Below are 23553 nucleotides of genomic sequence, written 5' to 3'. Positions count from 1 at the left end.
AGTTTATTTCGTTTTGAACTTTTTCATTTGCTCGTTCATATTCAAAGCCATACTACGTAGTTCACTGGAAACACTAGCTACTTCTTGCAGGGAGGCTGTTTGCTCCTCCGTAGCAGCTAGGATACTTTCAGTGGACGCAGCAGTTTGTTGAGCCAATTGATTCATGCCGTTCATTTGTCCTGTTACTTCATCTGATGCAGCAGCAAGTTGCTGCGAAGCCGCACTTATTTCTTCAAGATCACTTGTCATCACTTGCATACTGTTATTAATTTTCAGGAAGGCGTGTTCTGCTTCTTTAATTGCTTGAACGCCACCATTTACTTCAAGTTGACCTTTCTCCATAGCATTCATTACTTTAGTAGTACTCGTAGTAATATGTTCAACAATCTCAATGGCTTGCTTGGCAGAGATTTGAGACTGAGCCGCAAGTTTATGAACTTGCTGTGCAATAACAGAGAAACCACGACCTTCATCACCTGCTCTTGCCGCTTCAATTGAAGCATTCAATGCAAGTAGATTGGTTTCATTAGCTATACTTGAGATGATATCGACGAAGTTACGAACTTCTTCGTTTTGTATAGCGAGTTGCTCAATTAGATCAGAAGATTGTACAACAGAGTGATAAATGTTATCCATCTGGGTCATTGCATCATTCATCATGGCAGTACCATTAGCCGAAAGTTTATTAGATTCTGATGCAGTTTCAAATACATGATTGGCTGATACTGTAATTCGATGCAGTCCAGTATTTGTTTCGTTCATTGAAGTGCTTGTCTGGTGACTAGCGGTTGCACTTGCTTGTGCATTGCCAGCGATATCTTCCATTGTACTAGCGATATGATCAGTTGCTTCAGCTACTTGTGTGCTGCTTGAATGCATATCATTGGATGATACAACAACTTGATCTGAGATCGCTCTAAGTTGATCAATCATCAACTTCAGTTGTGTACGCATTTCTTCGAATGAGCGTCCTAGACTACCTAGTTCATCTTTTCTTAATAGTAGTTTCTCGTCGACAGGTATAGTAAAGTCACCTTTTGCTAACTGCAGTCCGTTCCACTCCACACGTTTTATGGCTTTTGAAAGAGAGTGACTGAACGGGTATGCGACAATGATTCCGATAAAGATAAATACAAAGCTAAGTATTACAGAATATAGCAATATATTATTGAGTCCTGCTGTTATTTCAGAAGATAAGGCACCAGTAATAATTACCCACTTTGTTCCAGGAATCGTAGTGTAGGCAATCATTTGCTTACCATCAGCATCTTTAAATTCTTTCGTTCCAATGCGATCCGTGATAATATTTTTTAATAATTTAGCGTACTCGTCGTATGTAGCATCCGTTTCTGCTAATGTAATATAGTTTGTTTCTTGCAGCACTAAATCTTTGTTTTGATGAGCAAGAATTTTACCACTGTCACTCACGATATAAGTGAAGCCTGTCTCACCGACACGAATGTCTTCAACGATATCACTTAAGTAATACCCATCGATTCGCGCTAATAGTAATTGTTGAGTTTGATCTTGCTTTATTATAGGTACTGCGATTAATAGCGCAGGGGCATTCGTTTTACGACTAATAATGACTTCTGACATCGTAGATTTTCCCGTTAATGCTTCTTGAACATAGGGGCGATCGCTAAGATCTATTGTTTCACCGTCGGTATAATGTGCCTGACCTTTAAGATCTACAATAGCAATTCCTTCATAGTTCAGACGTTCTGCTTCAGAATTCAGGATCGGTAATTGCTCATCCCAGTTATTACTTTGAACATTTGGCTGATTAGCCAATGCTTCTAGCTCAATTACTTTACGAGCAAGTCTTTCTTGTATAATGATTGCGCTATCTGTCGCTTTGTTAATTAGTGATTTTTCATATTCTTTCGAAAGTTCGTTTTCTGATACGAAAAAACTTATCGCATTTAAAGAGAATGAGATTAACACTACAAGAAATATTACTAAAGTCATAACTCTTTTGAAAATAGTGTTTAATTTAAATATGTTTTTCATTGCAATCAACCTCTCGTTGTGATTAATCTGTATGTATTTGTAAATATTATTTATCATAATCCAGTTCACAAATGCTAAATATGATTAAAATCACAAAAAAAGGAATGTATGAAATTCATACACTCCTGAGATAATTATGGAAGAGGCAATGTTTGTACATAGGTTTCAATTAATTTCAGTGCTTTTTCTGGATTTGCTGCATCAGTGCGAATACCTACGATTAATTTAGGTGATGCAATGGCCAAATCTTTACCAAATGCGCTTTCTGTTAGATCGATCGCATAGACATGTTCTTCTGTAATGTTACCATCACCATCAAGTATACCTCCGGTAACAGCATACTTGCTTTCTAATACATCGCTAAGGGATGCTACTTCATCAAGTGAAGTTAATACACCTTGTCTTACAATATATTGGAACATTGGATCATCTACAATGTAGATATCTGGTGACTCTGTCATTAGCATGAGTACAGCCTTTTGTAGGTAGGCAGGTTGCATAGCTTGTTCTTCTGGAACATAGATGAGATCAGAGACTACCCTTTGGAAATCTGGGAAATCAGTTAGAAATTTAGCATTTGTTGTCTCGAAAGAATTGTCTTCACTTGTATTGAAGAAATTACCTAAAAATGACATGTGTATATCGACCGGTGGTAAACTAGCTAAATATCTCTTCTCTTCTTGACGATCCATGAAAGCAATAATTCCGTAAATGAGGAGTACAATAAGACCGATCGCAACATAAGTGTGTATTTTATAATAACGCCAGAAATGATCGAATTTCTTAGCTTGTCCAGCCATTTTCTTGTACTTACCATATTCTTTCTCTTCGAATGCATCGGTATATTTTTTAGTTTCGTAATCTAGTATAGCTCGGTAAGCTTCTGTTATTTTGTGGAAATCGAAATCAGGATCTTTACTTTGCTCTTCTACAGATAGTTTTGATCGAGAACGATCTTTACGTAATAGGCTAGAGTATTTCTTCTCTACCAGATCTTTCTCCGCGAAAGGCTCAAGACCTAATCGCTCATAGGCCATCTTAATGTCTTCCATTGTGTCACCCCTAATAGTAATTGCTCCATTAATTATTAAACATATCTCATCTAGTATACGATATTTTATTGCAGGAGTACATTTTTCAAACTATTATTTACCACTAAATGAATAAATTGATGTCGGAATTTGAAAACGCTATTATCTAATACGATTGTAATATGATATCGGTTGCATTGGTTCCGCATATAAAAAGTATAATTAAGTCCAGAAGGTCTACAATGAATAGGTTATAATACGATTATGAAATGACAATAGAGGATGGTAGCAGATGTTTGACCCAACAATATTTGAAAATTTGAAAATAGCTTTTGAGAATCAACTTTATGACCTAGATAATTTGGATGGTGTTATATCTATTATAGATCGGAAAGATACTCTTGATCTTGCGGTTATGTCACGTACTTGGACGCTTACTTTCGTACTTGCTCAAGTGGAGCTAAAGCAAGTTCCACTATCTGCTGAAATTGTATTGTCAAGTTCGGTACAAGATTTGGCGGGTGAAATATTAGAATACGACAAAGCACATCCAGCCTGTAGTTTGATGCTTAGATTTCATTGTCTTATAGACAATCCGCTTGAACAATGTCCGAAGATTGAACGAGCGATTACCGAGATATGGGAACGGAATATGTTGCCTCGTCAATCATTAAGTGCGATGTTCGACACCGAATTACATCCTGTTCACGGTTCACCAATTTGGTTACCTATCATCTATCGTAATACGATTGAACTTCCTTTTAATCGTCGGATTAATGAGGATCAGATGGATGATATTGAGCAGTTAATCCAATATACAATTAATACACTTGAAGCTGTAGGAGACGCTGTGCTATAGTAGCAATTGACAATTGAACAGGAAAATCTGGTATATGCCAGGAGAGGTTCGCGAACTCCCTCTATAAAAAACTAGACGAAACGATTGCTATTATCTGGTAAAAGATGATGAGCGTCGTCGTTTTGTGTTCGGCGTGTATTGCCCATCTAGGGGTAATGCTCGCCTTTTTTAGTTGTTATGAGAGGAATTGCTACTGATCACGAAGAGTATGCTTCGTAGAGGATTCGACGGCGAATATGCCATTCATCGGTCGCTTACGTTTCTCACGTACCAATAACGTACGTTGCGATACTCGCTTCCCTAGCTTTATGTCATCTTCTTGGTGCTGAGTAGCAATAATTGCTACTGATCACGAAGAGTATGCTTCGTAGAGGATTCGACGGCGAATATGCCATTCATCGGTCGCTTACGTTTCTTACGTACCAATAACGTACGTTGCGATACTCGCTTCCCTAGCTTTATGTCATCTTCTTGGTGCTGAGTAGCAATAATCGCTACTGATCACGAAGAGTATGCTTCCTAGAGGATTCGACGGCGAATATGCCATTCATCGGTCGCTTACGTTTCTTACGTACCAATAACGTACGTTGCGATACTCTCTTCTTCCCTGGTTTCATGTCATCTTCTTGGTGCTGAGTAGCAATAATTGCTATTGATCACGAAGTATACGATAAGTTTTAGCATATGCTTCCGATGTAACTTTTCGTTGCAAGGAAGTATATCAGAAGGCTAACAAAAAGTTTTAGGAGGATTAGAATGTTACACGAAGAGAAGGCGGTTGTTGTATTTAGTGGTGGTCAAGATAGTACCACATGTTTGTTTTGGGCATTAGAAAGATTTGCTGAGGTAGAGGTGATTACTTTTAACTATGGTCAACGTCATATGTTGGAGCTTGAATGTGCAGCCTCTATTGCAGAGGAACTTGGGGTCAAGCAACATGTGTTAGATATGGGCCTATTGAACCAACTTGCACCTAATGCTTTAACACGATCAGATATCGATATTGAGGTGAAGGATGGTGAGCTACCAACTACTTTTGTTGATGGTCGTAACTTGTTATTTCTCTCTTTTGCGGCAATTGTAGGGAAAGGGATTGGAGCCAAACATATTGTGACTGGTGTTTGTGAGACGGATTTCAGTGGTTATCCAGATTGTCGAGATATATTTGTGAAATCGTTGAATGTAACATTGAACCTCTCTATGGATTATCAATTCGTTATTGATACGCCATTAATGTGGTTGGACAAAGCGCAAACTTGGGAGATGGCGGATCAACTTGGTGCATTTGAATTTGTACGTGAACGTACGTTGACATGTTATAACGGTATTGCTGCAGATGGTTGCGGCGAATGTCCAGCATGCGAGCTTCGTCGTCGAGGATTAGAACAATATCTTGAAAGAAGACAATTCACTGAGATTGGAGGTGCTAAGTAATGATCCAGCAAATGTATCCTCAAGTAGAGCATCCTTTTGAATATGAGCTTAATAAAGATTTTCAATTCGCTGCAGCCCACTACGTACCGTCACCGAAAGCTGGAAAGTGTCAGCAGATGCATGGTCATACGTACTTTGTTAACGTTACTGTTGCTGGTAATCAATTAGATGATACAGGTTTTTTAGTGAATTTTTCCCTCATTAAAGAGCTCATTCATGATCGCTTTGATCACACTTTGCTGAACGATCATCATAAAGATTTTAATAATAATGAGTCTGAATATTTTCCTACGACGGAAGTCGTTGCTCGTACAATTTATGAGCTTGTCAGTGATTTTTTAGCTAAAACAGATAATAAGGCTACTTGTGTGCAAGTATTTTTACGCGAAACACCTACAAGTTACTGTATATACCGCCCTCGTAAATTATTGCGTCAGTTGAATGCAGTAGGAGTGGAGCGATGAGTGCTGAACGTACCATTCCTGTACTGGAAGTATTCGGTCCCACTGTCCAAGGAGAAGGCATGGTTGTAGGACGTAAGACGATGTTTGTACGAACTGCTGGTTGTGATTATCGTTGTGCGTGGTGCGATTCTGCGTTTACATGGGATGGTACAGCGAAAGATGAGATTCAACTGCGATCTGCTGCACAAATTATCGCTTCGTTAGATGAGCTTGCTGGTGATGCATACGATCATGTCACCATTTCTGGAGGAAACCCAGCGCTATTGCCACAGTTAAATCGTTTCATAGATGCTCTTCATGAACGAGGGAAGAAAGTAGCTTTAGAAACACAAGGTAGTCGTTGGCAAGATTGGTTCACCAGTATTGATGATATGACGATTTCTCCTAAGCCGCCTAGCTCCGGCATGGAGACAGATTGGAAGAAGCTAGATGAAATTGTTAGTAAACTAGTGGAGCATGAATCGAATTTTTGCTTAAAAGTCGTTGTGTTCGATGAGGCAGATCTTGCTTATGCTAAAGTTGTTCACCAACGCTATTCGGGCGTTAGTTTCTACGTACAAGCTGGTAACGGGAATTTGACAGAGCAAGAGCCGGTGCGCATGCTACCTTATTTGTTAGAGCGATATGAATGGTTAATTAATTTAACGATGGCTGATAGTGAGCTGAATGCGGTGTATGTGTTGCCGCAGCTGCATACATGGGTATGGGGCAATAAAAAAGGCGTTTAGAGGTAGTTCAAAAACATTCACTTGTGATCACGATGTAAAGCGTTGTAGCTTACTCGGCGGCGAAGCTGCCATTCATCGCTTGCTGTGGTGCTCACGTACCAATTACGTACGTTGCGCTCCTCGCGTCACTAGCTTTATGGCATCTTCTTAGTGCTGACAAGTGAATTTTTGAACTTTTATTTTAAGAGGTAGTTCAAAAATATTCACTTGTGATCACGATGTAAAGCGTTGTAGCTTACTCGGCGGCGAAGCTGCCATTCATCACTTGCTGTGGTGCTCACGTACCAATTACGTACGTTGCGCTCCTCGCGTCACTAGCTTTATGGCATCTTCTTGGTGCTGACAAGTGAATTTTTGAACTTTTAATTTAAGAGGTAGTTCAAAAACATTCACTTGTGATCACGATGTAAAGCGTTGTAGCTTACTCGGCGGCGAAGCTGCCATTCATCGCTTGCTGTGGTGCTCACGTACCAATTACGTACGTTGCGCTCCTCGCGTTACTAGCTTTATGGCATCTTCTTGGTGCTGACAAGTGAATTTTTGAACTTTTATTTTAAGAGGTAGTTCAAAAATATTCACTTGTGATCACGATGTAAAGCGTTGTAGCTTACTCGGCAGCGAAGCTGCCATTCATCGCTTGCTGTGGTGCTCACGTACCAATTACGTACGTTGCGCTCCTCGCGTCACTAGCTTTATGGCATCTTCTTGGTGCTGACAAGTGAATTTTTGAACATTTATTTTAAGAGGTAGTTCATAAAGTAGACTTTGATAACGATGGGTATGCTGACGTAGCGTAGTCGACATTGAATATGAAGAGGATTTATACACATATAACATTATAAAGGTAGGGGTTATAAATGGAAGGAAGAAATAAAGAAGAGCTTGATCGTATTACATTGCTTGGTAATCAAGGTACGAAATATCCGTTTAACTATGCACCTGAAGTACTGGAATCATTCGATAACAAGCATCCCAATCGCGATTATTTTGTGAAATTCAATTGTCCCGAATTTACAAGTCTTTGTCCAATTACAGGCCAGCCAGATTTTGCAACGATATACATTTCCTACATCCCTGATGTAAAGATGGTAGAGAGTAAATCGTTGAAACTATACTTATTCAGCTTCCGTAATCATGGTGATTTCCATGAAGATTGCATGAATATTATAATGAATGATCTTATCAAATTAATGGAGCCACGTTACATTGAAGTATGGGGGAAATTTACACCACGCGGTGGTATTTCGATTGATCCATATACAAATTGGGGACGTCCTGGCACGAAATATGAACAAATGGCCGATTATCGTCTAATGAATCATGATCTTTACCCAGAGAAAATCGACAACCGTTAAATGATAAGCTTACATTGCTAATGTAAGAAGAACCTTGTACTTACACTAATAACATCTTCAAGTTAATCGATTGATAGTTGTCATATCATCGCGTGGCTTGGAGATGTTTTTTTGTTGTACTAGAAAATATAAAGCTGATTTCCTATGGAACGCTGCTCCCAAGCTTATATTGTAAGCATAATTAGGTCAAAGCCTCTCATAAATTACACTATACGAAATATGAGGAGGGCGACGATGACTTCTAGTGTGAAATTAACGGCATGCATTATTGTTCAAAATGAAGAAAGTCACTTACCGTATTGTTTGGCTTCTATTCAATCAATTGCTGATGAAATTATTGTTGTAGATACGGGATCAACGGATACAACGAAACAACTTGCTGAGCAATACCATGCACAAGTATATGATTTTCAATGGAATGATAATTTTGCAGATGCGCGTAATTATGCTTTAGAGCAAGCAACTGGTGAATGGATATTATATATCGATGCAGATGAACGTCTTGAAGAAAGTGGTCATGCAACCATTCGCGAAGCGATAGAACAGGAAGAATTACTTTTGCTGGGATTGAAAGTCGTTAATTATTACGGACATCGACCCCCGCAATACGAACGTTCTAATCTACTTGTTCAATATCGAATTTTTCGTCGTACGAAAGCAACATTCACTGGTGCAATTCATGAACAGTTAAATTTGTCAGTACCACTTCAAGCTCATCAAGTGAAGAGGCTCACATCACAACTATCGCATTATGGATATCTACAAGAACGTGTACTTGAAAAAAATAAGATGAATCGAAATGTGAATATTTTACTTAAGGAAAAAGCTAGAGATAAAAACAATCCGTGGACGGATTATTTTATTGCTAATGAGTTGAATCAACTTGGGGAGAAAGTGAAGGCATACGAATTTGTTAACTTAGCGATTACAGGATTTATTGCGAAGCAACAACTTCCTCCATCACTGCTATATAAGTTGAAGTACAGCATTGTAATTGATTTACAACACTTTGAAGGGATAGAGCAATCGATTGATCTTGCGATTAAAATTCATCCTGACTTTGTAGATTTGTATTACTATAAAGGGTTGATCATGAAAGGACAAGGGAAGTTGGATGAGGCGATCACTGCGTTTGATCAAGCACTTCTTATTGGCGAAAATAACTTACAACATCTAACTTTATGTGGTACAGGAAGTTTCTTATCTAAATTTGAAAAAGCGGTATGTTTAGAACAGCAGGGTATGCAAACAAGTGCATTACTTCTTATCGAAGAGGTACTTGCGGAATATAATAACTATGCTCCGGCGCTTGTAGCCAGAGAGAGAATTAAGGCATTGTACACAACTTCCTAGAGTAGAAGTTCAAAACATTCACTCGTGATCACGCTGAGTATGCTAACGTTGCTTAGTCGACATCGAATATGCCCCCATCGAAAGCCTGTGTGTGCTCGCGTACACAAAACGTACGCTGCGCTACTCGTTTCCGCTGTGGGTCATCTTCTTGGTGCTGACAAGCGAATGTTTGAACTTTCATTGGAAGAGGAAGTTCAAAACATTCACTCGTGATCACGCTGAGTATGCTAACGTTGCTTACTCGGCATCGAATATGCCCCCCATCGAAAGCCTGTGTGTGCTCGCGTACACAAAACGTACGCTGCGCTACTCGTTTCCGCTGTGGGTCATCTTCTTGGTGCTGACAAGCGAATGTTTTGAACCTTTATTGGAAGATGAAGTTCAAAACATCCACTCGTGATCACGGCCAATTACCCCGATTGTTAAAGCTTTTACTACATGAAAATTATGTATTGTTTCCTTACTTGCATAAACAAGCATCGATTGGATATAATGAGAACATATGTTCTTGTTATATCCAATGTTTTTATAGGGAACGATGAATAGTGTTCGCTTTTCGAAAGTACTTTTCATTTGCGAAAGAAATGTATTGAAAAGCCAATGAGTAGTTTTAGGGGGAACTAAGATGAATGTTAAGCAAGACACAACTGAAATAAATTCGCATGTACAAGAAAAGGCGTCACATGCTCCAATTCAAGAGGAGTTTGAAGCGGATGCTATTAAACAATATGTGTTGCTTGAAATGATATTACGTATTATTGATCATGATGTGAAAGCTATCGGTTTATCGCAAATTAAATTGCCTAGATTGTATGAATCGATGTTACGCGGCATTCAGGATCGTGTATTATTAGATATGGCAGACCATCGTAGAATGTTTCGTAAAGGTGGAATTAAGATCTATGAGGAGCTGCAACAACAAGATGGGTTACTAGCAAAATACGTCTGTCGAGGTTATCATCATCAAATTTTTATGTTATGGGGATTTGTAAAGGTGGAGTGTGAACGGGTGTTGAAAAAATATATGTCTGCATAATTCGCAAAATGTTCATCACTTTGTCATAATTCACGAAAAATTTTCATGTTTATATTAGTAATTGGTTGAGTAAATTGGGTATTGTTAGGTAATATAGGGATTAGACATTATGAGTATAAAGGGGAGCACGTTGTAATGCAAAAATGGATTATGTTAGCACTAGTATCAATTGCTGCAGTTATGGCTGCAAGTTTACTTGCTTTCGGTTTGCCAGAAAAACCAAAGACCGGGCCAGAAGAACTACCAGAAGGCGTAAATAGTATCATGAAAATCGAAGCGAATGAAGATTTTACTTTTAACCAAGCAGAATTCACTGCTAAAGCTGGCGAAACTGTTATATTGAAGTTCTCTAACAAGAGCGGCCTACACGGTATTGACATTGCAAAGTTAATTGACAGTAACGGTGTGGAAGTGAAATTGAACAAAGATAACCCAGAAACACAAGTGACGTTTACTGAAGCAAAAGAATATCTAATTGAGTGTAATATTCCTTGTGGACAAGGTCACAAAACAATGCACGCTAAACTTATTATTACAGCAGCTTAATAAGTTAGCAGTAGAAGAGGCTGTCGAGTTGATCTCGGCAGCCTCTTCTATGTATTATGTAGTTGTCGGCTAGAAGCAACTTGGGTTATCATAAGACTAGTACTAACATTATATTAATGCAAATATCGTGAATTATAGGAGGCAATCTCATTGATTACACACATTGTATTTTTTAAATTAAAGGATAATAGCCCTGAGAAAGTAGAAGTTACTGCAGAGGTGCTTCGCAATATGGAAGGTAAAATTGAACAATTGAAATTCATTGAAGTTGGAGTAGATGTTATCCACTCTGAGCGTTCATACGATATTGCACTTGTTACAAAATTCGATACTATGGCGGATCTTGATGCATATCAAGTGCATCCCGTTCACCAAAAGGTGATCGAGCATATGAGCACTGTGCGTGAATCTTCTGTAGCTGTTGACTACGAAAGCTAAGAGGTAATTATGCGCGATGTATATGAAATGGCCACGTATCTTTTCATCATTATTGCAAGTTGTATTGTGATGGGAGTTTGGCTTAAGCGTAAGGCAAAGAAAAAGAACGAGTCTAACAACAATTAATAACTTGCTATAGGCGGTGAATTCGTGTACTACGTCAATCAAGAACAGATAGCCATTCGACTAGCGACAATTCCGACGCTAACAGCAGCAATGGAGCAATTAAGTAAGCAATGGGAAGGCGCAACATTACAAGCATTGGCGCAAGAGCGAGCATTACATCTAGCAATAGAAATTGTGACTGATATTGGCAGTTATCTAATAGATGGATTTATTATGCGCGATGCAAGTAGCTACGAAGATATTATTGAAATTACAAGTGGTGAAGGTGTTTTTCCAGAAAGTATAGTACCTGATCTATTGGAATTAGTACGTCTTCGTAAACCGCTTGTGCAAGATTATTATAATTGGAAGAGTTCAGAACTACATCCGTTAGTCGAGAAGTTACCAACTTTGCTAGTAGAATTTAAAGTAGCGGTCGAACAGTATGTTGAAAAAGAGCTAGCTTAATGGATTAGCTCGTATTGTGATGGAAGCGAGGTGGGTAATAATGAAGCCAACTAGTTCGACTCGTGACGCTATATTGTATAAACTACGAAGTCAAGGGCGAATGCAAATTAGCGCATTAGCCCAACAACTTCAGCTGACAGAAATGGCGATACGAAGACATTTACACGAGTTAGCAAAGCAAGATTATGTGCAAATTATTTCAGTGAAGCAAAGTATGGGGAGACCAAGTCATGCTTATGAACTAACGCGTAAATCAGAGGAACTATTTCCGCAAAAATATCATATGCTTACCGTTGACCTACTTAGTGAACTAGATGATAATCCAGAAACTGCACCATATATTAATATGATGTTTCAAGGACGTAAGCGTAAGTTATTAGATCGCTATGAAGATAGAATGGCGCAAAAGGATTTAGCCGAAAAGGTTGATGAGCTTGTTGCTATTCAAAATGCTGGCGGTTATATGGCTGAGGCGAAGCGGGATCAGCATTACTATTATATCGAAGAATACAATTGCCCGATAAAAGGTGTGGCAGATCGTTATCATCAAGCATGCCAATGTGAGCTTGAGTTGTTTCAAGACTTATTAGGAGCTAAGGTAGAGCGCACAGAGTGTCTAGCTAAAGGTGGAACGAAATGCAATTATCGTATTCAAATGTCCAGTAACGCTCAAGTTGAAGCATGAAGCTGAGATAAACAGCATGTAGAACTTATATTAGAAATTAAGAAGGGGCAGCACCCAAATGTCATGGAATGATGACACTTGGTTGTTGCCCCTTTTTGTATGTGTATATTAGCTATTGAATGTAAGAGGGATTTGAATTAGAACATAATTTCTAGTCCACATTCGCGTCGTTGCAATTAATTTCTCACCTTCTCGAGTAAAGAATAGTCCAGAACCCTCTTTCTGTTCTAGTTCCCAACCATATTGACTAACAAGTTCAGTAATCTGCTCATCAACAACGTTAATTCCACTACCACCAGAAGCGATATACCAATGAGTCTTATTATTACTAGTTAATAAGGCGAGATTATCATCCGAGCGTTCAAAAGTAGTAATAGCCTCTCGTTGACTAACGCCATCGATAGGAGGTACCGGGTAATAAAGTTTATTGTAGTAGATATATCCTCCTACTAAGAGCAAGAGTATGCCAATTGTACTAAGCGTAATAATTACTCTAGACCGTTTCTTCATAGACACTCCTTCTTGTATGTACAATTATTCATCTACACTAATATTTCAGACCGATTAAGCTGCTACATAAATTTGGAATGAACCCAATCTCATAATGATACAAATAATGACAAAGGTAAGTCAACTATTGTGCGTGTCTCACCCATCAGCAACTTAGCTGTTAAATAGCTGTATTATAATGATTTTTCTGCGTAATTATATGTTTTTGAAAAATGATGTGAAATGTTGTGTCAAAACAAGCCCAATCTGCTTATACTGTGTTACGCGAATAGGCATATGTCTAGTTACAAGAAATTGATTACAACGACAGTGAGCGATGACTATGTCCAAATTTATCGGTATGAGGAGGAACTATGTTAACGATTGAAATCAGTATTTGGATCGCTACAGGAGCCTTTGTCATTCTTGTTATTGCTTTAATTGTTACATTACGATCATTAGTTGTTCGTATGAACGAATTAACAGCAACAGCAACTGATATGAAGCAAGACATAAGTAGACTATCACTTGAGTGCAGTAGTCTCATTCAATCGACTGATGAGACTGTTAAAGCAATCTCAAGCAGTGTGCAAGCGGCACAAGGAATTGTTCAGGCAACAAAACAGATTAGCCAAACGATTGAACATACCGCTGCAATGGTGGATGAGGTGACGGGTAAAATTTCACATCGTGCATTGAAGTACGTACAGCAAGAGAAAGCTGAGCGTCAAGTCGAAGATGCTATACAATGGGCTGAACTGGCGGTGTCTGCGTGGCAATTATGGCAAGGTGTACGCAAGAAGCAACTAGATAATAGTACAACAAGAGAGTAGTGATCTACAAAAAGTTCGAAATGTTAAGGGTGTAGATGAAAATTATGGAGGAGTGTTAACGATGAAAATAACGAAACGTGGCACAGCATTTTTGGCAGGAATTATTACAGGTGGGGTAGTTGGAAGTGTAACGGCATTATTATTTGCGCCGAAAAGTGGTAAAGAATTACGTTCAGATATTAAAGTAGGTGCGGAAAAGGTTGCAGAGGCAACAGGAAAGGCTGTTGATCATGTGTCTGAAACGGTTTATGAAGCGAGCAAACAGATTGAGGATCGTACAGTAAAGATTGTCTCTGGTGCAAAGCTGGGTATTCAAAAAATTGTTGGTAGTAGGAAGCAAGTATGTGCTACTAATGAACAAGAAGAGGTAGAACAAGAAAATCCGCATAATTAATGCTTGCAAATTAAATCACAATAATTGATACTACTTAATGGACAGAGTCTAGAGAGAAGAGAGCGGTGGAATTGTGCAGCGACCAATAGCGGTATTAGATTCTGGTGTAGGTGGATTGACGGTAGTGAAAGAATTATTAAAGCAATTACCGCGAGAAGAAATTGTCTATTTCGGCGATACACTTCGTGCACCTTACGGTCCAAGATCGAAAGACGAAGTTATGCAGTTTACGGAAGAAGTCGTACAATATTTGCTCAAGTATGATCCGAAACTTGTCGTCATTGCATGTAATACAGCAACAGCAGTTGCGCTCGAGCATATTCGTGCAAGTCTTTCAATTCCGGTTATTGGCGTAATTGAGCCTGGTGCTAGAGCAGCGCTTCGTGGCACAAAGACAGGTTATATTGGAGTAATCGGCACAGAAGGTACGATTAAGAGTAAAGCTTACGATCAAGCACTTTATCAACTTGCAGATGATATTCAGATTGTAAGTGAGGCATGCCCAGCATTCGTTCCGCTTGTTGAGAAAGGGGAATATGAGTCAGCTAAAGCCTACAAGATCGTCTATGAGTCCATTGTGCATATGCGTTCATATCCAATAGATTGCTTAATACTAGGATGCACGCATTATCCATTTCTAGCAGATACAATTGCAGAGGTAATGGGTGAATCTGTTACACTAATTCATTCAGCAGAAGAGACAACAACTGAAGTCATTGCCATCTTGGAAAAGCAAGGTCAATATGAGCAAACCGAAGGTCATATAGATCATGAGGCAATTGTGACGACAAGCCAATTTACAAGTGGATCTGTAGATAATGAGTCCGTCATTGCGAATACAAAAATAAAGAAGCATTGCTTTATATGCAGTGGAGATCCAACGACATTTCAAATGATAGTGCGACAATGGCTTGCAGATGAGCTCCATCAGTATGAGCCGGAGTGGAAAAGTAGCGTGAATAATAGTCACATATTGTAATATATATTAGTAGGGGATAATTTTGGGCTAGAAGCCACTGAATTATCCCCTTTGTGTTGCTTTGGAGGAATAACTTAGTAAATAACTAGCTTAAAGTCTAGTGCGGATTAAATAGATAGTGGGTATACTAAAATAAAATGATGAGATATAGGAAGCTTAGTCGGCATTGAATATGAAGCGGACTTGAGAAGTCCGAGAGGAGTGGTCATATGAAAAAAATATTGTCACTAGGACATTGGAAACAGACCTTTCAATTAATTTTCAAAATAATTACATCTCCGACCGTCGCACTATGGGAAAAGGGCTTATTTATAATTCCCGTTTTTATTTATTGGATAGCACCCGACTTCATGCCATTTCTACCTGTTGATGATATCGCATTTACGATGATTGTTGCAGAATGGTTTGCGAGTAGAATGGCGAAGAAGTATAATATAACAAGATAGACCATGTTAATTACACAGAGCAAAAGGAGCGGACAAGCAATGAAATGCAAAATTTCTCGTAACGCAGCTAAAGTATTGAAAGTTGAATTAGATAAGCCGGAAAGTGCAGGTAAATTATTACGTGTATTTGTAACTCATGCTCATGGGGATCACGCACATTATGGTATGGGCGTAGATGAGCCTACAGATAAAGATGTTGTTGTATCGACGGATAGCGGAATTGATGTTATTCTAGAAAAAGACAATGAATTTTTGGATGGTATCCGTGTAGACTATTTCTACACACCTGAAGAAGGATTTGCAATTACTAACCCTTCAAAAGGAAACCACGGGGATCATTAACTGTAATAAAAAGCATATGGGAAATGGGAAGAGGAAGAATGGCGACGAATGATATTAGAGTCTGCGATCAGTGCAGACATATGAAGATGAAGACGACGGTTGCAAAGATAGAGAAACTTGCACCTAACTCTGAAATTAAAGTTGGCTGCAAATCATATTGTGGACCATGCAAACGTACTCCGTTTGTATTCATTAATGGTCGATATATAAAAGGTGCAACGGAAGATGAAGCGATAGAAAAAGCACTAGTTCATCTTAAAAAATAATAATAGCGCAACATAGAGTCCTTCACTTAGATGGTTATCCATAAGTTGAAGGATTTTTTGCTGACAATAGAAGGTGAGTCTACAGATGAATAGAAGTTGGTATATAGGCGGGTTTGTCAGTATTCTATTTGCGATCATCATATTTCAGATGATTTGGTTACCAGATGCATTCTTTTTTGCAAAAGGGAAGGAATGGATACAATATATTGATCAATTGTATTATGTTGTTATAATAATCCCACTTTGTTGGTTAATTGGTGCGATATGGCGTAGTCAACAGAATCAACAACGTAGTTTAGCACTAACCATAATGCGAATTATTGTAATAATGGGTTCAGTAACGATGATCGTTATTCTAACGCAACCGTTGCAGCATTTACAGTTGCTTATTATTGTGACAGCTATTACTGTTGTTACCATTGTTGGTGAATTAGTATGGAGCAAAGTGATAGATGTGCGAAGTAATTCACAGATTGTAAGCAAGCAGTTTAGACATTACAACAGTTCATTAATTGGTCCGATTGTGGTGTATTGCATCATCCTTCTCGTGTTGCTTTGCCCAACTGGTTATAATGTGACCTATCCAGGTATGACGATGAATATGAACACTTATGCTACGATTGGTCAGCAGCGGTCAGAAAATAATGGAATCATTGAAGGTGTACTCGTATTCGAGCGACCTGCGTTTCCAATTGATTGGCTGTACAGCGCGATATTTCCTTCCTATGAGATGAACAAGCGAGAAGCGAACGAACCAAGTATAACTGAAACCTATAGTCAAGTGGCAGAGATGAAAACGGATGCGGATAAACTTGCAGCTGCAGTAGCGTGGGAACAAGCAGGATTAGGCGAGGCGATTGTTTATGAAGGAATTCAAGTAATCGCAATTGTCGCCAATTCTCCAGCAGATGGTGTTATTCAAGCTGGAGATATTGTTACTGCTATTAATGGCGAAACGTTACATGATGCAGCAGCACTCATTACATATATGAGTTCTCATGTAGAAGCAGGAGATCATGTTCAAATAGAACTGTTACGAGAGGGTCAACAAGTTAAATCGACTGTTTCTACTGTAGCTTCAACGGATGGGGAAAATAGGGCAGTTCTTGGTGTATCTATTCAAAATGCTTATCGTACACAAATGGAGGAAGAGCTTACGTTCAAATCTTACCTTGCTCATGCTGGTGGACCATCACATGGCGCGATGTTAACGTTAGCATTTCTAGATCAACTAAGTGAAGCTGATCTAACAGGTGGGTTGAAAATAGCAGGGACAGGTACAATTGAACCTGATGGAACGGTTGGAATGGTAGGCGGAATTCAGCAGAAAGCATATGCTGTTAGTCGAACGACAGCGGATGTGTTTTTCGTGCCGAAAGAAGGTTATCTTGAAGCAACAACTGGTGCACCAGAACTTAATATTGTGCCAGTAACTTCACTTCGTGATATCTTGTCATGGATAGAAGATCACCAAACGGATACAACATTATAATTCAATAATAAAAAGGGATGCAACGAGACGATAGCCAGTAGGCTGTTCATCTTATTGCATCCCTTATTTACTTATCTATTACGAGGTGGCAACGGACCAAAGAATTGTACTAAGTTACACTGAATGCGACCATTGTAAAGTTTACGCTTTTTGTCTGCAATTTTGCCCATATAATGTTCAACTTCAAGAGAAGGACTGAAAATGAAATGTGACCAGGTTGGATAATAAAGTGATGCCTTACCAAGCTGACGAAGTGCTAATTCAGCTTCTGTCTCATCACCAAGACGTTCACCGTAAGGAGGGTTAGAAATGATAACACCATAGTCTCCTTCAGGCTTAATTTTTGCGACAGGTAAGACATGCAGCTTAATTTCTTTACCGAAGCCAGCACGACGAACCGCTTGAGTTGCAATATCAATAGCATGTGGATCAATATCAGATCCAGTAATTTGCAACTTCACATCGTCCTTCACAGAATCAAACGCTTCTTCACGCGCTTGTTCCCAAAGCTCACCAGGAATATTGTCCCAAGCTTCACTGTCAAAGCTACGACGCGTTCCAGGAGCGATATTCCAAGCTTGCATAGCAGCTTCAATAAGAATAGTGCCTGATCCACAGAAAGGATCGTATAATGGACGGTCAGGCGTCCAGCGAGATAATTGAACAATCGCAGCAGCCATCGTTTCACGTAGTGGAGCCGCTGTTGAAGCAATACGATAACCACGTTTATGAAGTCCAGAACCTGATGTATCGATCGTAAGTAATGCTTCATCATTCAGCAATGTTACTTCGAGAACATATAGTGGACCATCTTCTGGGAACCATTCAGTATTATGCTTTTCTTTCAATTTCTCAACGATTGCTTTTTTGACAACACCTTGTACAGCAGGTACGCTTGTCAGTTGTGATTTGTGAGAGCGACCATTGACTGGGAACTCAGCATTAGCAGGTAACCATTCATCCCAGTTAAGTGCTTTTACACCTTCAAATAAGTCATCGAAAGTAGTAGCTTGAAATCTACCCATATTAACAAGTACACGACCAGCAGATCGTAACCACAGATTCGTACGAGCAATATCAAGGAAATCTCCTGTGAAATTAACTCTACCATTCTCTGTTTGTGTATCTGTATATCCAAGCTCTTTCAATTCACGAGCTACAATTGCTTCTAGTCCCATTGGAGCAGTAGCGATTAAATTCAGTTTTGCCATCTGTTAACACTCATTTCTTTTTTTCTATTAGCCTAAAAGTGCATGTTCAAAAAGTTCGCTTTTTAAACAACCTCTACAATCATATAGAGTTATTGTATCTCATATTGGCGTAATTACAAAGTACTATGTAATAATAGCGCTTCTTGTCACAATGCCTATAAAATCATACAATAAAGTGTAGGCAAAAATATAGCATTTTGCATAATTATTTAACAACGAAGGGAAATATCAAGGTGAATATAGAAGAACAGTATATAGATGGTCTATTTGAGCGTGATGAAGTGTTAGAAATAATTCGTGCAGGAACGGCAGCACAAGGTATGCCTGATATTGCCGTAGCTGATGGATATGGGAAGTTACTAACGATGCTTGTATCGATGAATGGTGTTTCAAATGCACTAGAAATCGGAGCATTAGGTGGCTATAGTGGCGTTTGTCTTGCACGTGGCTTGAAAGAGGGAGGACATCTTACTTGTCTTGAGTTACTGCCTCATTATGCAGAAGTTGCGCAAAAGCATGTAACAGAAGCGGGATTCGGTCATTGTATTAGCTACAAAGTTGGTGATGCTAAAGCAAGCTTAGAAGAGTTATATCAATCAGGACAGAAATATCAGTTGTTCTTTATTGATGCAGATAAAGAAGGTTATCCGATCTATTTGGAGTATGCAATTAAGATGGCAGATGCTGGTGCATTAATTATAGCGGACAATATATTATTACGTGGTCGTACAGTGAACGAAGCAAAGCAAGGTCCAGCGGTACAAGCTGTTCGAGCATTTAACAAACAAATTGTGAGCGATCCTCGACTAGAGAGCACAATTCTACCTGGATATGACGGATTAGCAATAGCAAGAGTGAAGTAAGCTTTACTTGAAGTTGAATCACTAGCGTAGAAAAAACCATTTGACTACTGAGTAGCAGATGGTTTTTTCTACGCTAATGACATTATGAGTGCTTTCGAAACTTACCTGGCGATTCCCCTGCAATTTTCTTGAATAACATATTAAAATAATTAGCATTTGGATAGCCGACAAGTTGAGCGATTTCTCTAACCGATAGATCGGTTTCGGCCAACATGCGTTTCGCCTCATCTATCCGACATTTAATCATGAATTGAATGGGAGACATACCAATCTCTTCCTTAAATATATGTGCGAGATGGTAAGGGCTTACAAAAACAAATGAAGCTAGCGCATTAAGCGATAGATCCTGTGCGTAATTCTCTCTAATATAATCTCTTGTATTTCGTGAAATTGTAGATATGCTTGCTGTTTCTTTCGGTTGATTGGCGATACGAATAATATGTATGATTATGCTTTGGAGCATGAAGGAAATTAAGTCTAAACTGCCAAGCTTAGCATCTGAATTTTCTAGTAGCACGTTGGTGAAATAGCGTGAGAGGACATCATAATTTTTGTTGAGATGAAGAATCGGGTTTTTCTCCTCATCTAATAAGATTTCAGGAGGCATGTTATGAAGCTTGAGATTACCGATTATGATACTAATCCCTTTAAGAGGATAATCATCAGATGAACGCGTGCGTAGCTTGATTCCGGGTTTACAGACCATCAGATCACCTTCTCTGACAGATATTACTTGATTGTCGAAGTGAATCTCCCCTCGTCCACCTTGAATTAGCTGTAGCTCCGTGAATACATTTTCTCTGGAGTTACCCTCAATATTTAATATATCTTGTAAATATGAAACTGAGATGAGACTTGGCGTCTCCAATAAAATGACCGGGTTGGACATATTTATAGAAATCACCTTCCGCATCTAAGAGACTTCAAAATGTAAAGCGCTTACAGTAGTTTTATGTTATTATTATTTCTAAAAACTACCATGAAATCAAGTCGAAAAAAACTGACTAGCAAGATACTGTATTTTTATCACAAGATAGTTAATTTATTTTGTCTATCCGTTCCTCTAGACTTTGTGTATGAAATCAGTAAGCAAGGACTTGTGTTTGTAGAAAAAGCGAAATGAGAAATGCACTGAGGTGGTGAAGACATTGTTATTGCAATTGAATAATTTGACCAAATCTTATTTTGGTGTGACGGTGTTGGATCATGTGAATTTCGACCTAAGGCAGGGCGAAGTACATGCCATTCTTGGGCAGAATGGTGCAGGTAAATCAACATTAGTGAAATTAATCTCTGGAGTCGAAGAACCAGATCATGGAGAAATCTATGTTGAAGGAAATCGTGTTCTATTACCTTCAACATTAGAGGCACAACGCCTTGGAATCACTACCATATATCAAGAAACAGCGTTAGTTCCGGATATGACGATAGCTGAAAATATATTTCTAGGGCGCGAACCGAAGCGTTTTGGTTTGTTTACCCATTATAGCAAGATGAAGCTCAAAACGAAATCTATATTGAAGCAACTGGGTTATTCTTTTCATCCCAACACGCTTGTCCGAGATTTATCGATCAGTGGTCAGCAAACGGTTGCCATTGCAAAAGCAATTTCCCAACAATGCAAACTCATAATTATGGATGAACCAACGGCTAGTTTGACTGAACAAGAATGTGTTCGTTTATTTCGGATGATAGAGACTTTTAAGTCTGAAGGTGTAGGTATCATCTACATCACACATCGGTTAAAGGAAGTGAAAGACATTTGTGACCGAGTTACGATTTTGCGTGACGGTCAGCATGTCATTACTCGTGATGCGAAGGGGTTTGATGAACAAGAAATCATTACTTATATGGTAGGAAAAGAGTTGACACATCATTTCCCTCCAGTGCCACTCGATATAGGTGCCGAATTAATGAAAGTAGTAGGGCTTAGTAAGAAAAATCAGTTTATGAACATAGACTTTACGCTACATGAAGGTGAAATATTAGGATTTGCAGGTCTTGCGGATTCTGGAGGATCAGAGCTTGCCAATGCTTTATTTGGACGTGTACGAACGGATGCAGGCCATGTTTACTGGCGGAATGAAAAAGTAGAAGTTAGAAATCCGAGACAGGCAATTCAGCATAAGTTTGGCTTGGTGGATAGAGATCGAGTGAAGGCAGGCATGTTCTCGGATATGCCCGTTTATCGAAATCTAACGATTTCAGGTTTGCCAATGTTAAATAAATGGCACTTTATTAATGAACAGAAAGAGCAGAGCAAAGCACTGGATGCCGTCTTACAATTGGATATTAAAATGATAGATCCCGATCAAGAAATAAAATTTTTAAGTGGAGGAAACCAACAGAAAGTTATGTTCGGTAGATGGCTTGTTGCAGATAGTGATCTATATATTTTGAATGATCCGACGCGTGGGATTGATGTTGGAGCAAAAAGCGAGCTTTATGTTGTCATTCATGAACTCGTTCAGGAGGGCAAAGGTATGATTGTAATCTCGTCAGATATATCAGAATTAATCGGTTTGTGTACTCGAATACTAGTCATGCATGAGGGGCGGATCGTCGAACAGATCTTTCATGAATTTGCGACAGAGGAGAAAATATTAAGCGCTGCTTCTGGATTACAAAGCTAGGGGGGAAGGGTATGCTTATCAAGAAGCGGAGGAGAGCATTCACCCAATTGGAGCAATTCCGTGAAATGAAGTGGCTTGGAAACTACAAGTCGTTCGTTTCAATGCTTATTATCTTTGTTCTTGCCTCAGTAACTAATGAATACTTCTTTACTTGGGAAAATATTGTAAATATAATCAGACAAGCATCAACTATTGGCATCATTGCACTTGGCGTACATTTCGTCGTTTTGCTAGGTATGTTTGATCTTTCTGTTGGATCTGTTCTAGTTATATCAGGAACAGTAATAATGGGTTCTCAGAGCATGTTTGGGACAGACATAATCTTATCGATGGCTCTCGGTATTATAGTTGGTTGTTTAGTAGGTTTTCTCAATGGTTTCATTATCGCCTATGGACGTGTGCCATCATTCATTACGACGCTAGGTACGATGTTTCTGTTTCGTTCAATCGCAATGTGGTATGGGTCGGGTGGTGCTGTGAACGGGACTTATATTCGATATACAGAACTTGGACATGGCTCAATTTGGGGAATCCCATATCTAGTATTTCCACTTATAGTAGTAGCAGTCTCTGCTCACATTGTTCTGACTAAAACATTACTAGGTCGATACATATATGCATTAGGTCAAAATCCGATGGCTGCTTCTTTAAGTGGTGCTCCCACTCGTTGGATCGTTATTACTGCGTTTGCGATAAGTGGAACTGCCGCTGGGATGGGAGCAGTGCTAGAGACATCGCGGCTCAATTCAATTTCTACTAGCAGCTCCGGCATCCTATATGAGCTGGATGTAATCTCAGCAATTGTTATCGGAGGATCCAATCTCAAAGGAGGTAAAGGTTCCATACTCGGTACAGTTTGTGGAGTTCTTATGTTAACAATGATTAGTAACTATATGAATTTGCAAAATGTGTCACCCTACCTTCAAGGGATTCTGAAGGGGATTCTTCTTCTAGTTATATTATATAGATAAAGTCGTAACGGCTAATTAGTTATAGAGGAGGCAGTTGTTCTATGGAACAGCTGCTTTTTTTGTGCTCTAAGGGAAGATATCTCTTTCGCAAGAATATGTAGTTTTGCCCCAATATAGTT

The 23553-nt window shown here is 39.0% G+C and carries 26 protein-coding genes and 1 riboswitch; of the genes, 21 read left to right on the top strand and 5 right to left on the bottom strand.

Annotated elements, in window-relative coordinates; genetic code table 11:
- Positions 1–3: 3 nt before the first annotated feature.
- Positions 4–2013: a methyl-accepting chemotaxis protein gene (locus tag NAG76_21975; protein URN94455.1), complete on the bottom strand. Its 2010-nt coding sequence runs from the start codon at positions 2011–2013 to the stop codon at positions 4–6.
- Positions 2014–2147: 134 nt separating this feature from the next.
- A complete protein-coding gene (locus NAG76_21970) occupies positions 2148–3065 on the bottom strand; it encodes a hypothetical protein (GenBank protein URN94454.1) in 918 nt (305 codons plus the stop codon).
- Positions 3066–3336: 271 nt separating this feature from the next.
- On the opposite strand from NAG76_21970, the gene NAG76_21965 reads away from it, so the two are divergent.
- The 11 genes from NAG76_21965 (at position 3337) to NAG76_21915 (ending at position 12515) form a co-directional block, all read left to right on the top strand.
- Entirely contained in the window at positions 3337–3903 is a 567-nt protein-coding gene (locus tag NAG76_21965; GenBank protein URN94453.1) for a hypothetical protein, read from the top strand.
- 37 nt (positions 3904–3940) lie between these two features.
- Positions 3941–3984, top strand: a riboswitch (PreQ1 riboswitch).
- Positions 3985–4659: 675 nt separating this feature from the next.
- Complete coding sequence (queC, locus tag NAG76_21960; GenBank protein URN94452.1) at positions 4660–5337, top strand: 7-cyano-7-deazaguanine synthase QueC; 678 nt, start codon at positions 4660–4662, stop codon at positions 5335–5337.
- Complete coding sequence (queD, locus tag NAG76_21955; protein URN94451.1) at positions 5337–5801, top strand: 6-carboxytetrahydropterin synthase QueD; 465 nt, start codon at positions 5337–5339, stop codon at positions 5799–5801. Before queC ends, queD begins: the two co-directional genes overlap by 1 nt.
- On the top strand, positions 5798–6529 hold the full coding sequence (queE, locus tag NAG76_21950; GenBank protein URN94450.1) for a 7-carboxy-7-deazaguanine synthase QueE: 732 nt from the start codon (positions 5798–5800) through the stop codon (positions 6527–6529). The genes queD and queE overlap by 4 nt, the downstream gene beginning before the upstream one ends.
- An 857-nt stretch (positions 6530–7386) precedes the next feature.
- Complete coding sequence (gene queF / locus NAG76_21945; protein ID URN94449.1) at positions 7387–7884, top strand: preQ(1) synthase; 498 nt, start codon at positions 7387–7389, stop codon at positions 7882–7884.
- Between the two features lie 234 nt (positions 7885–8118).
- Positions 8119–9237, top strand: coding sequence for a glycosyltransferase (locus NAG76_21940; protein URN94448.1), 1119 nt, complete (start codon positions 8119–8121; stop codon positions 9235–9237).
- A 625-nt stretch (positions 9238–9862) separates the two neighbouring features.
- Positions 9863–10273 (top strand): hypothetical protein, encoded by a 411-nt coding sequence (locus NAG76_21935; GenBank protein URN94447.1) that lies wholly within the window; start codon positions 9863–9865, stop codon positions 10271–10273.
- A gap of 135 nt (positions 10274–10408) precedes the next feature.
- Entirely contained in the window at positions 10409–10819 is a 411-nt protein-coding gene (locus NAG76_21930) for a cytochrome C oxidase subunit II (protein ID URN94446.1), read from the top strand.
- Positions 10820–10969: 150 nt separating this feature from the next.
- Positions 10970–11257 (top strand): Dabb family protein, encoded by a 288-nt coding sequence (locus NAG76_21925; protein URN94445.1) that lies wholly within the window; start codon positions 10970–10972, stop codon positions 11255–11257.
- A gap of 150 nt (positions 11258–11407) precedes the next feature.
- The gene (locus NAG76_21920) at positions 11408–11830 is read left to right on the top strand and encodes a DUF86 domain-containing protein (GenBank protein URN94444.1); all 423 of its coding nucleotides are present in this window, start codon (positions 11408–11410) and stop codon (positions 11828–11830) included.
- Between the two features lie 40 nt (positions 11831–11870).
- Positions 11871–12515, top strand: a complete 645-nt coding sequence (locus tag NAG76_21915) for a DeoR family transcriptional regulator (protein ID URN94443.1) — start codon at positions 11871–11873, stop codon at positions 12513–12515.
- A gap of 108 nt (positions 12516–12623) precedes the next feature.
- Here NAG76_21915 and NAG76_21910 read toward each other — a convergent pair whose 3' ends face one another.
- The gene (locus tag NAG76_21910) at positions 12624–13025 is read right to left on the bottom strand and encodes a hypothetical protein (GenBank protein ID URN94442.1); all 402 of its coding nucleotides are present in this window, start codon (positions 13023–13025) and stop codon (positions 12624–12626) included.
- A 353-nt stretch (positions 13026–13378) separates the two neighbouring features.
- Between NAG76_21910 and NAG76_21905 the strand changes: the two genes are divergently transcribed.
- The 7 genes from NAG76_21905 to NAG76_21875 all read left to right on the top strand — a co-directional run bounded on the left by NAG76_21905 (position 13379) and on the right by NAG76_21875 (position 17756).
- On the top strand, positions 13379–13837 hold the full coding sequence (locus NAG76_21905) for a DUF948 domain-containing protein (protein URN94441.1): 459 nt from the start codon (positions 13379–13381) through the stop codon (positions 13835–13837).
- A gap of 61 nt (positions 13838–13898) precedes the next feature.
- Complete coding sequence (locus tag NAG76_21900) at positions 13899–14231, top strand: YtxH domain-containing protein (protein URN94440.1); 333 nt, start codon at positions 13899–13901, stop codon at positions 14229–14231.
- A 73-nt stretch (positions 14232–14304) separates the two neighbouring features.
- Positions 14305–15210, top strand: a complete 906-nt coding sequence (racE, locus tag NAG76_21895; protein URN94439.1) for a glutamate racemase — start codon at positions 14305–14307, stop codon at positions 15208–15210.
- A gap of 209 nt (positions 15211–15419) precedes the next feature.
- Positions 15420–15656, top strand: coding sequence for a hypothetical protein (locus tag NAG76_21890; GenBank protein ID URN94438.1), 237 nt, complete (start codon positions 15420–15422; stop codon positions 15654–15656).
- Between the two features lie 39 nt (positions 15657–15695).
- Positions 15696–15998, top strand: coding sequence for an iron-sulfur cluster assembly accessory protein (locus tag NAG76_21885; protein URN94437.1), 303 nt, complete (start codon positions 15696–15698; stop codon positions 15996–15998).
- Between the two features lie 38 nt (positions 15999–16036).
- Positions 16037–16264 carry a DUF1450 domain-containing protein gene (locus tag NAG76_21880; protein ID URN94436.1) on the top strand — a complete coding sequence of 76 codons (228 nt, stop codon included), beginning with the start codon at positions 16037–16039 and terminating at the stop codon, positions 16262–16264.
- Between the two features lie 85 nt (positions 16265–16349).
- Positions 16350–17756, top strand: a complete 1407-nt coding sequence (locus tag NAG76_21875) for a PDZ domain-containing protein (protein ID URN94435.1) — start codon at positions 16350–16352, stop codon at positions 17754–17756.
- A gap of 71 nt (positions 17757–17827) precedes the next feature.
- On the opposite strand, the gene NAG76_21870 is transcribed toward NAG76_21875, so the two are convergent.
- The gene (locus NAG76_21870; protein URN94434.1) at positions 17828–18967 is read right to left on the bottom strand and encodes a class I SAM-dependent RNA methyltransferase; all 1140 of its coding nucleotides are present in this window, start codon (positions 18965–18967) and stop codon (positions 17828–17830) included.
- Positions 18968–19200: 233 nt separating this feature from the next.
- Here NAG76_21870 and NAG76_21865 point away from each other — a divergent pair, with 233 nt between their 5' ends.
- On the top strand, positions 19201–19830 hold the full coding sequence (locus tag NAG76_21865; protein URN94433.1) for an O-methyltransferase: 630 nt from the start codon (positions 19201–19203) through the stop codon (positions 19828–19830).
- 82 nt (positions 19831–19912) lie between these two features.
- Here the strand turns inward: NAG76_21865 and NAG76_21860 are convergent, their stop codons facing one another.
- Positions 19913–20719 carry an AraC family transcriptional regulator gene (locus NAG76_21860; GenBank protein URN94432.1) on the bottom strand — a complete coding sequence of 269 codons (807 nt, stop codon included), beginning with the start codon at positions 20717–20719 and terminating at the stop codon, positions 19913–19915.
- Between the two features lie 259 nt (positions 20720–20978).
- On the opposite strand from NAG76_21860, the gene NAG76_21855 reads away from it, so the two are divergent.
- Positions 20979–22463, top strand: a complete 1485-nt coding sequence (locus tag NAG76_21855; protein URN94431.1) for a sugar ABC transporter ATP-binding protein — start codon at positions 20979–20981, stop codon at positions 22461–22463.
- A gap of 11 nt (positions 22464–22474) precedes the next feature.
- Positions 22475–23434, top strand: coding sequence for an ABC transporter permease (locus tag NAG76_21850; GenBank protein ID URN94430.1), 960 nt, complete (start codon positions 22475–22477; stop codon positions 23432–23434).
- Positions 23435–23553 lie beyond the last annotated feature (119 nt).

The sequence above is a fragment of the Candidatus Pristimantibacillus lignocellulolyticus genome (assembly GCA_023639215.1).
GTDB lineage: Bacteria > Bacillota > Bacilli > Paenibacillales > Paenibacillaceae > Pristimantibacillus > Pristimantibacillus lignocellulolyticus.
The sequence above is the reverse complement of the archived record's forward strand: the minus strand, read 5'-3'. Positions and strand labels throughout refer to the sequence as shown.

Bases quoted from the DNA above. Each gene is read 5' to 3' on its own strand.
- NAG76_21850 (URN94430.1), top strand. From the start codon at position 22,475: ATGCTTATCAAGAAGCGGAGGAGAGCATTCACCCAATTGGAGCAATTC.
- queE (URN94450.1), top strand. From the start codon at position 5,798: ATGAGTGCTGAACGTACCATTCCTGTACTGGAAGTATTCGGTCCCACT.
- NAG76_21875 (URN94435.1), top strand. From the start codon at position 16,350: ATGAATAGAAGTTGGTATATAGGCGGGTTTGTCAGTATTCTATTTGCG.
- NAG76_21930 (URN94446.1), top strand. From the start codon at position 10,409: ATGCAAAAATGGATTATGTTAGCACTAGTATCAATTGCTGCAGTTATG.
- NAG76_21940 (URN94448.1), top strand. From the start codon at position 8,119: ATGACTTCTAGTGTGAAATTAACGGCATGCATTATTGTTCAAAATGAA.
- NAG76_21935 (URN94447.1), top strand. From the start codon at position 9,863: ATGAATGTTAAGCAAGACACAACTGAAATAAATTCGCATGTACAAGAA.
- queD (URN94451.1), top strand. From the start codon at position 5,337: ATGATCCAGCAAATGTATCCTCAAGTAGAGCATCCTTTTGAATATGAG.
- NAG76_21965 (URN94453.1), top strand. From the start codon at position 3,337: ATGTTTGACCCAACAATATTTGAAAATTTGAAAATAGCTTTTGAGAAT.
- NAG76_21910 (URN94442.1), bottom strand. From the start codon at position 13,025: ATGAAGAAACGGTCTAGAGTAATTATTACGCTTAGTACAATTGGCATA.
- NAG76_21900 (URN94440.1), top strand. From the start codon at position 13,899: ATGAAAATAACGAAACGTGGCACAGCATTTTTGGCAGGAATTATTACA.
- NAG76_21975 (URN94455.1), bottom strand. From the start codon at position 2,013: ATGAAAAACATATTTAAATTAAACACTATTTTCAAAAGAGTTATGACT.
- NAG76_21870 (URN94434.1), bottom strand. From the start codon at position 18,967: ATGGCAAAACTGAATTTAATCGCTACTGCTCCAATGGGACTAGAAGCA.
- NAG76_21880 (URN94436.1), top strand. From the start codon at position 16,037: ATGGCGACGAATGATATTAGAGTCTGCGATCAGTGCAGACATATGAAG.
- NAG76_21970 (URN94454.1), bottom strand. From the start codon at position 3,065: ATGGAAGACATTAAGATGGCCTATGAGCGATTAGGTCTTGAGCCTTTC.
- NAG76_21915 (URN94443.1), top strand. From the start codon at position 11,871: ATGAAGCCAACTAGTTCGACTCGTGACGCTATATTGTATAAACTACGA.
- NAG76_21890 (URN94438.1), top strand. From the start codon at position 15,420: ATGAAAAAAATATTGTCACTAGGACATTGGAAACAGACCTTTCAATTA.
- queF (URN94449.1), top strand. From the start codon at position 7,387: ATGGAAGGAAGAAATAAAGAAGAGCTTGATCGTATTACATTGCTTGGT.
- NAG76_21860 (URN94432.1), bottom strand. From the start codon at position 20,719: ATGTCCAACCCGGTCATTTTATTGGAGACGCCAAGTCTCATCTCAGTT.
- NAG76_21885 (URN94437.1), top strand. From the start codon at position 15,696: ATGAAATGCAAAATTTCTCGTAACGCAGCTAAAGTATTGAAAGTTGAA.
- NAG76_21905 (URN94441.1), top strand. From the start codon at position 13,379: ATGTTAACGATTGAAATCAGTATTTGGATCGCTACAGGAGCCTTTGTC.
- queC (URN94452.1), top strand. From the start codon at position 4,660: ATGTTACACGAAGAGAAGGCGGTTGTTGTATTTAGTGGTGGTCAAGAT.